Source organism: Candidatus Cloacimonadota bacterium (assembly GCA_011372345.1).
Taxonomy (GTDB): domain Bacteria; phylum Cloacimonadota; class Cloacimonadia; order Cloacimonadales; family TCS61; genus DRTC01.
Genome location: DRTC01000162.1, coordinates 1 through 6739, shown reverse-complemented (window position 1 = coordinate 6739; position 6739 = coordinate 1). Strand labels below are relative to the sequence as shown.

General features: G+C 34.1%; 13 protein-coding genes. 5 read left to right on the top strand and 8 right to left on the bottom strand.

Going from position 1 to position 6739, the window contains the following annotated elements:
- Positions 1–179 precede the first annotated feature (179 nt).
- From recA to rpmB, 6 genes are all read right to left on the bottom strand, one after another.
- Complete coding sequence (recA, locus tag ENL20_03165) at positions 180–1217, bottom strand: recombinase RecA (protein ID HHE37557.1); 1038 nt, start codon at positions 1215–1217, stop codon at positions 180–182.
- 20 nt (positions 1218–1237) lie between these two features.
- Complete coding sequence (locus ENL20_03160) at positions 1238–1648, bottom strand: HEPN domain-containing protein (GenBank protein ID HHE37556.1); 411 nt, start codon at positions 1646–1648, stop codon at positions 1238–1240.
- A complete protein-coding gene (locus ENL20_03155) occupies positions 1645–1962 on the bottom strand; it encodes a nucleotidyltransferase domain-containing protein (GenBank protein ID HHE37555.1) in 318 nt (105 codons plus the stop codon). The genes ENL20_03160 and ENL20_03155 overlap by 4 nt, the downstream gene beginning before the upstream one ends.
- On the bottom strand, positions 1955–2518 hold the full coding sequence (thpR, locus tag ENL20_03150) for an RNA 2',3'-cyclic phosphodiesterase (GenBank protein ID HHE37554.1): 564 nt from the start codon (positions 2516–2518) through the stop codon (positions 1955–1957). Before thpR ends, ENL20_03155 begins: the two co-directional genes overlap by 8 nt.
- Positions 2515–2997: an adenosine monophosphate-protein transferase gene (locus ENL20_03145; protein HHE37553.1), complete on the bottom strand. Its 483-nt coding sequence runs from the start codon at positions 2995–2997 to the stop codon at positions 2515–2517. Before ENL20_03145 ends, thpR begins: the two co-directional genes overlap by 4 nt.
- A gap of 120 nt (positions 2998–3117) precedes the next feature.
- Positions 3118–3309: a 50S ribosomal protein L28 gene (gene rpmB / locus ENL20_03140; protein ID HHE37552.1), complete on the bottom strand. Its 192-nt coding sequence runs from the start codon at positions 3307–3309 to the stop codon at positions 3118–3120.
- Positions 3310–3519: 210 nt separating this feature from the next.
- Here rpmB and ENL20_03135 point away from each other — a divergent pair, with 210 nt between their 5' ends.
- The 5 genes from ENL20_03135 to ENL20_03115 are packed head-to-tail and all read left to right on the top strand — an operon-like array spanning position 3520 to position 5771.
- Positions 3520–4053 (top strand): sigma-70 family RNA polymerase sigma factor, encoded by a 534-nt coding sequence (locus ENL20_03135; GenBank protein ID HHE37551.1) that lies wholly within the window; start codon positions 3520–3522, stop codon positions 4051–4053.
- On the top strand, positions 4046–4471 hold the full coding sequence (locus ENL20_03130; protein HHE37550.1) for a hypothetical protein: 426 nt from the start codon (positions 4046–4048) through the stop codon (positions 4469–4471). Before ENL20_03135 ends, ENL20_03130 begins: the two co-directional genes overlap by 8 nt.
- Entirely contained in the window at positions 4471–4941 is a 471-nt protein-coding gene (locus ENL20_03125; GenBank protein ID HHE37549.1) for a hypothetical protein, read from the top strand. The genes ENL20_03130 and ENL20_03125 overlap by 1 nt, the downstream gene beginning before the upstream one ends.
- Positions 4938–5441, top strand: coding sequence for a hypothetical protein (locus ENL20_03120; GenBank protein ID HHE37548.1), 504 nt, complete (start codon positions 4938–4940; stop codon positions 5439–5441). Before ENL20_03125 ends, ENL20_03120 begins: the two co-directional genes overlap by 4 nt.
- A gap of 15 nt (positions 5442–5456) precedes the next feature.
- Positions 5457–5771 carry a hypothetical protein gene (locus ENL20_03115; protein HHE37547.1) on the top strand — a complete coding sequence of 105 codons (315 nt, stop codon included), beginning with the start codon at positions 5457–5459 and terminating at the stop codon, positions 5769–5771.
- Positions 5772–5923: 152 nt separating this feature from the next.
- Here the strand turns inward: ENL20_03115 and ENL20_03110 are convergent, their stop codons facing one another.
- Entirely contained in the window at positions 5924–6313 is a 390-nt protein-coding gene (locus ENL20_03110; GenBank protein HHE37546.1) for a hypothetical protein, read from the bottom strand.
- Between the two features lie 2 nt (positions 6314–6315).
- Entirely contained in the window at positions 6316–6534 is a 219-nt protein-coding gene (locus ENL20_03105) for a hypothetical protein (protein HHE37545.1), read from the bottom strand.
- Between the last annotated feature and the right edge of the window lie 205 nt (positions 6535–6739).

Sequence of the window (6739 nt, the reverse complement as noted above, 5' to 3'; positions counted from 1 at the left end):
TAAGAAAATTCAGAAGTCTATCCCACGCATAAATTGTGATCTGTTTTCTTAATTCCCTGCTTTTACCTTTAGATAATTCTACTTCCTTTTCAATATCTAAAGAAAAAAAATGGAGGATTTTCTCTGGTAAAATCCCCCAAACTTTATCCTCAGAATATACAATAAATATTTTTTTTGATTTATTTTTTATCCTGAATTTCATTTTCCGAAACATCATCTAATTTTAAGATCGCTCTGACCTTTGTTTCAATCTCTTTTAAAATTTCATCATTTTCTTTTAAAAAATCTTTAACTCTTTCCGTACCCTGACCAATTTTCATCTCACCGTAAGAAAACCAGGAACCGCTTTTTTTGATAATATCGTTTTGGACAGCAATATTGATCAGAATATCAAAATGGGAAATTCCAACTCCGAAAATTATTGGAAATTCAACAGTTTTAAATGGTGGTGCAAATTTGTTTTTTACAATCTTAACTCTCGTTTTATTACCGACAATTTCAGCATCCGAACCGATCTGCTTGATCGAACCGGTTCTGCGAACTTCCATTCTTAAAGATGAATAAAACTTCAAAGCAACTCCACCTGTCGTTGTTTCCGGATTCACATACGATGGAACTCCGATCTTCATTCTGGTCTGATTGATGAAGATCACGGCAGTATTGGATTTGCTGATGATTCCAGTTAACTTTCTCAACGCCTGAGACATCAATCTTGCCTGCAAACCTACATGCGAATCTCCCATGCTTCCTTCGATCTCTGCTCGCGGAACAAGAGCTGCCACAGAATCTAAAACAATCAAATCGATAGCATTACTGCGCACAAGAGTTTCCACAATTTCCAATGCCTGCTCTCCTCCATCAGGTTGAGAAAGCAGCAGATTTTCCGTATCGACTCCGATATTTCCTGCATAAATCGGATCGAGGGCGTGTTCTACATCGATGAAAGCAACTACTCCTTCTTTTTTCTGGGCTTCGGAAACTGCGTGCAGAGCTAGAGTGGTTTTTCCTGAAGCTTCCGGTCCGTAGATTTCGGTTATTCTTCCGCGTGGAATTCCTCCGATCCCGAGAGCAGCATCGAGATTCATAGCTCCGGTTGGAATGACATCGACTTTCGCTTTCGGCTTATCACCCAAACGCATTATTGTTCCGAGTCCAAACTGCTTATCCAGTTGGCTCATCGCAGTTTTTAAGGCTGAATCTTTATCTTTTGTGGGCATTGTTTTCCTCCAATTATTTTTTATCCTTCATTAGGTTTATCAATCAATTTCTTCACTTCATTTATCGCGATTTTCATATCCACAAACGACTGTTCTACTTCTTCTTTGCTGAATTTTGAAAGAACATTATAATCGCCTGCTTTTCTATCTTTAAACGCTTTATGAATAATTTTACTGATTTTTTTATCAACTAATTTCTCTTTCACAATGTTTCGGTCAAACCAGCCAATTAATTGATTATGTTTGGATGTGGAAAATTTATGTTTAATGGCTAAAGCAGATATGGTGTAGAATATTCCATAATAAATCCGATTTATTGCCAGCGATAATTCATTATTTTGAAGTAGAAATTCGACTTTATCAATTGTTTCAATTCCTTTCTGCAAATAATTCTCAATTAATATTTCTCGCTCTTTAGCGGTTAAAGTCATAATTCCACACCATTTTCGAGAGCATTTACAATAAAGGGCAATTTCCCTTTGATGCTGTTTAGTTCATTTTTTGAGATTAGACTGATATCCGTCAAAATATCATATTTAAAATCGATTTCCCAACTTTTGTCGTAAACCTTGTTTTTGAATTTCCAGTCGTATTTTTTTTTCAGGATTAAAAGAATATCGTAATCAGAATATTTGTTGGATGTTCCTTCAATTTGCGAACCGAAAAGAATTATCTTTTCAATAAATTCAGGAAAACTCTTTTTCAAGAGCGTTTTGAGTTCACTCATTGCTTTTGTATTATACATTTTTTCCTAGTCCATATTTCTCAATTTCATAATAAACCGGACCTTCCGGTCGCAAAATACTTTCATAAAAAGCTGCTTCCGAAACTTCAAAATCCAATACTGAAATTTTCTTGGATAAAATTTGTGAGATAAAAAAATCAGGCAATCTTTTTTTTATTCTTCCCAAAGTAGCGTGAAATCTTAATGATTTTTTATCGGGAATGTAATCCATTTGATGTAATTTATTCTTGATTTTTTTTGCTGCTTTGAAAATATCTTTGTTTTCAGTTGTCATCTCGATCCAGATAAGTCGCGGATTTCTGCCGGGAATTATTTGGATTTCAGGATTTGAAAATTTCAAAACCGGAACTTCAGCAAAAATTTCCTTAAAATATTCTGAAAGATCGGAAATATCGTTTTCTTGTGTATCACCGATGAATTGTAAGGTAATATGCAGATTTTCTGCATCAACCCATTTTACACTTTTAGGAAAAGATGATTGCAATTCTCTGATAATATTGGAGAATTGAATTTTGAGTTGTGAAGGAAGTTCCAAAGCGAGGAAAGTTCGCTTCACCTTTTATATCCGATATCGATCAGGAATTTTTTGCGAGTAGTAATATCAGTATCGAGTTCTATCCCTTTTGGTGAAGAACCGTCTATCACACCAAGAACACCCTTTCCCTGTTCATTTTGAACGAGAATTACCTGCACCGGATTGGCAGTCGCACAAAAGATGCCGACAACTTCTCTACAGGTTTTAACGGCAGGCAAGACATTAACGGGAAAAGCATTTCTCATCACGATCAGAAATGTGTGTCCTGCTCCCAACCTTTTCTGGTTCTTAACGGCTATTTCGATCAATTCGTTATCATTTCCTTCTTTCCTGACCAGACACGGACCTGATGCTTCATTAAAAGCTAAACCAAACTTGATTCCCGGGCAGCTATTTACCATTGCTTCATAGAGGTCTTCCACGGTTTTGATAAAATGGGACATTCCAAAAATGAGATTACAATCTTCCGGGAAGTCGATTTTTTCAATTAATAGCTCCATTTTTTCTCCCTCGATTTTGAAAAAAATAATTTGAGTAATCTTGAAAAATTTTAAAAAACGGAAAACCAAATAAATAAAAAAAGACCGTAAATACGGTCTTTTTATCTCTAACAACCTTTATTAAAAAACTTTAGCAACTTTATTAGCTTTAAGACAGGAAGCACAGATTTTTATCCTCTTTACTTTCCCATCGATATTAGCTTTTATTGTACTTAAATTCGGATAAAACTTCCTCTTGGTTGCATTTAAAGCGTGACTTCTATGGTTGCCAACCAGAGGTTTTTTTCCGCATACATCACAAACCTTTGACATCTTTCACCTTCCTAATTTACTACTTTTAATAGATTTAAACCTAAAAAAAAAATCCCGACTTATCTGGCAAGAATTTTTATTTCTACCCGCGAAATATTCGAAAAGAATTTAGACAGGATTGATAAGGTTTAATTATTGAACTTATCTATTTTTTTTGCAGATAATTTTTTTTGTGTTGTCTAAAAAAGCGGAAAAAGAAAAAGTTGGATTATGGACAGAAATAAATTTGAAGTAGTTCTGCGTACGGAAAACAAGAAGATATTCAATTATCTTCTGAAAATACTGCGTAATCGCGAAGATGCTGAAGACCTGCTGCAGGAAGTATTTATTTCTTTCTATAAAAAAATGGATAATGTGAACGAAAAAACATACATTCCTTATCTTTTCAGGACAGCTTATCATAAATCGTTGAATCTTATCAAATCGCGCAAAAAGAAGGAAAAATTCAGTCAGCATTATGAAGACCTGGAAAATATCGCAAAATATGAAGATAAGATCGAAACCGACGATAAAAGCGAATTGATCAGAAAATGTATGAGAAAATTGCCGGAAAAGCAGGCTTTCATTCTGGAAATGCAGTTTTATCAAAAAATGAGTTATAAGGAAATTGCGGAACTGCTGTTAACGACTCCGTCTGCAATTGATTCCAAACTGGTTCGGGCAAAAAAGAAATTAAAAAAAATAATTTTGCAGGAAATGAAAGAAAATCCTGTCCATAACAGTAGAGGTGAGATTTATGAGTAGAATTTTTAAATGCAAATATGCAAAAAAATTAAATGCATATATCGATAGTGAATTATCAAAAAAGGAATTCACCAAAATTCAAGAGCATTTAAAAGACTGTTTGTACTGCCAGAAAGAGATCAGGGAAATCAACAAGATCAATGCTTTCTTATCCGGTTATCAGAACGAGGATGTTCCTGAAAACTTGAATGAAAAAATTCTGTCTTCAGTTGGGAAACATTCTATAAATGAGCGAAAAGCTATTTTTTTGAGAAGAGTCAGCAGGCTTTCGATCGCAGCTTCTATTCTTTTTTCTCTCTTTTCAGGAATTATTTTAAGCAACATCACTTTTTCCAATAATTCAACTTTATCTGCGGAAAATACGGAGATCGAATTTGCTCAAGATTCGCTTTATGATTATCTGCTGGTGGAGGAATAATGCTGAAACGAACTTTGATCATCCTTTTTATTATTTCAATGGTTTTCAATATCGCTTTTGTGAGCACATTTATTTACCATCGAATTATGATGAGACCGAGATTTCCCGAACAACCTATTCCTGAACCTCTCTCGCCTTATCCGGAATTGATCGAAAGAATTGAGGAAGGAAAAAAGCAAATAATGCCGCTCCGGCAAAAATTCCAAAAATCAAAAACAGCCTTTATCGAAGCTTTAAAATCTCAAGATTTTAATAAAGAAGAATTAATGTTAATATTAGAAAAAACATTGGAAAACCAGGTGAAAATGGAAAAAGAACTCGGTCTCAGACTGATCGAATTGAGGAAAGAAATGAATCCGGAACAGGCTAGAAGGTTCTTTTGTAGAAGACAATTTCAGCAACCGGAAAAACAACAACCAAAATTTCCAAAATTTAGAGAATTAATAAAAAACAGGAGGAAAGAAAAATGAAAAAAACAATCGTTACGATCATTGCAGCATTAGCATTGTTATCGATGTTAGCTGCATTTGAAAGACCTTGCGGGAGATTTGGTTATCCCGAAGGTGGAGGAAAAGGTTCAGTCCCATTTAATCGTTTTGAAGAAAGCCCGTCAATGTTCGAAGAATTGGAATTAACGGATGACCAGATCGAACGAATGGAATCGATCAGAACAGAATTTCAAAAAAAGAACATCAAATTACATTCTGATATCGAAGTGCTGGAGATCGACAAATTAATTGCTATCCGAAATGAAAATTATGATGAAGCTAAAACACTAATGGATCAGATCTTTGAAATCAGAAAAGAATTAGCCAAAAATCATCTCGAAATGATAGAGAAAAAAAATGAAATACTTACCCCCGAACAAAAAGAAATTGCTGATAAATTTCGATATGAAAACCGCTTTTTTAATAACCGATTCCAAAGAGATAAAAAAGGGAGAAAAGGTTGGGGAAAAGGATGTCATTAAAAGAAAAATCCTGAAATGGAGGTTATGATGAAAGTTTTAAGAAAATTAAACTGGTTGCTGTTATTCGGATTTATCCTGACAACTTCCTGTACAGCCGGAACTGTTTATGTCCGACAAACTCCACCCAAAGTCATTGTTGAAGTTAAACCTGCAAAACCCTATAAAACAGCTGTCTGGATTTCAGGTTATTGGAAGTGGAATAAACGCAGACACAAATATGTTTGGATTAATGGTCATTGGAAAAAAGTCAAACACGGAAAAACCTGGAAAACAGGATTCTGGAAGCAAACTCCGCAAGGCTGGATTTGGGTGAAAGGTTACTGGAAATAGGAAATTCTGAACAATCTCCTCTAATGAAAAAAGCAGGCATGATTAGATGCCTGCTTTTTTTAGGATTCAAATTTGAGAAGATCACTTCCAATTTTGAGTCCTTCTATTGATAAACCTGTTTTTCGGTTTATTGTTTTAACATCGAGGAAATTTTAATATGGAGATAACTCAAACCAACTTTCTTGGAAATTAATACTCAGATTGAAATATTTTAAGAAGCTCAATCCGAGCAAGCCATCCACAAAGCTTTTCGGAGGTAAGTCATGAACAATTACTTCTACATCCCTTAATTTAGAATTTCCGACAATAACCTCGGGTAGTTTTATTAAAGGTGACATTTCTAATCCCGAAGCTGTTATTGTCTCGATCCGATTTTTATAGTCATACTTATCCAAAGACAGGGCTTCTGCAACTTCCCAGGGAATCATCGTATATGTAGCTCCGGTATCCAAAACCATTCTGATCTTTTTCTTTATTTGACAGTTTTGTAGCAATACATCGACAATTATCACATTCGGATCTGTTTCAAAAAATATTTTCATAATTAAAATGCTACCGCGTATTTTTTTTGGGGAATTTTACCGGTATAAAAATGATATGTATATTTCTTTAAATATTTTTTCATTGCCGAATAAGTATCATCTCTATTTTTACTATGTTCGAGTAATTTTATTTCCGTAGGTGTTCCTTTTTTATTTTCACTAATAATTTCGACCAGAACCCATTCATTCTTAAATGTTTTTTTAATTTCATTCAAATTCATACTTCTTTACCATCCTTCCATAAAAATCTTATTAAAATAATTTTAAAATTTTTTATGAGTGTTTTTCTCCAACATTTTATCCTCCGATATTTTATAAGAACATTATTTTTATTTGAATGTATCGGAATTTCAAAATTAGCCACAGAGTCACAGAGATCACAGAGATTTTTTATTTTGCATTTCAATTTTCTGAATTCCCGTTTCC

Bases quoted from the DNA above. Each gene is read 5' to 3' on its own strand.
- recA (HHE37557.1), bottom strand. From the start codon at position 1,217: ATGCCCACAAAAGATAAAGATTCAGCCTTAAAAACTGCGATGAGCCAA.
- ENL20_03160 (HHE37556.1), bottom strand. From the start codon at position 1,648: ATGACTTTAACCGCTAAAGAGCGAGAAATATTAATTGAGAATTATTTG.
- ENL20_03155 (HHE37555.1), bottom strand. From the start codon at position 1,962: ATGTATAATACAAAAGCAATGAGTGAACTCAAAACGCTCTTGAAAAAG.
- ENL20_03145 (HHE37553.1), bottom strand. From the start codon at position 2,997: ATGGAGCTATTAATTGAAAAAATCGACTTCCCGGAAGATTGTAATCTC.
- rpmB (HHE37552.1), bottom strand. From the start codon at position 3,309: ATGTCAAAGGTTTGTGATGTATGCGGAAAAAAACCTCTGGTTGGCAAC.
- ENL20_03135 (HHE37551.1), top strand. From the start codon at position 3,520: ATGGACAGAAATAAATTTGAAGTAGTTCTGCGTACGGAAAACAAGAAG.
- ENL20_03130 (HHE37550.1), top strand. From the start codon at position 4,046: ATGAGTAGAATTTTTAAATGCAAATATGCAAAAAAATTAAATGCATAT.
- ENL20_03125 (HHE37549.1), top strand. From the start codon at position 4,471: ATGCTGAAACGAACTTTGATCATCCTTTTTATTATTTCAATGGTTTTC.
- ENL20_03120 (HHE37548.1), top strand. From the start codon at position 4,938: ATGAAAAAAACAATCGTTACGATCATTGCAGCATTAGCATTGTTATCG.
- ENL20_03115 (HHE37547.1), top strand. From the start codon at position 5,457: ATGGAGGTTATGATGAAAGTTTTAAGAAAATTAAACTGGTTGCTGTTA.
- ENL20_03110 (HHE37546.1), bottom strand. From the start codon at position 6,313: ATGAAAATATTTTTTGAAACAGATCCGAATGTGATAATTGTCGATGTA.
- ENL20_03105 (HHE37545.1), bottom strand. From the start codon at position 6,534: ATGAATTTGAATGAAATTAAAAAAACATTTAAGAATGAATGGGTTCTG.